This window comes from Hymenobacter coccineus (assembly GCF_001816125.1).
In the GTDB taxonomy this organism is placed as follows: domain Bacteria; phylum Bacteroidota; class Bacteroidia; order Cytophagales; family Hymenobacteraceae; genus Hymenobacter; species Hymenobacter coccineus.
This window is the reverse complement of sequence record NZ_MDZA01000393.1, coordinates 1-207: the sequence shown is the minus strand read 5'-3', so window position 1 is coordinate 207 and position 207 is coordinate 1. Positions and strand designations below refer to the sequence as shown.

Here is a 207-nt window from a genome sequence, read left to right as displayed (position 1 = left end):
GAAGAACAACTCGCTGAGCTTGAGCCACAACTCTTCCGACTCGATGACGCCGCTGGTGAACTGGAACCCGCCCTTCACGAACGGGCACTTCCAGGGGCGATACACCGGGAAGAACAACTCGCTGAGCTTGAGCCACAACTCTTCCGACTCGATGACGCCGCTGGTGAACTGGAACCCGCCCTTCACGAACGGGCACTTCCAGGGGCG

1 protein-coding gene is annotated in these 207 nt (G+C 60.4%); it reads right to left on the bottom strand.

Going from position 1 to position 207, the window contains the following annotated elements; all coding sequences use genetic code 11:
- On the bottom strand, positions 1-207 hold a 207-nt coding region (locus tag BEN49_RS28300; protein ID WP_158022998.1), incomplete at both ends, for a hypothetical protein.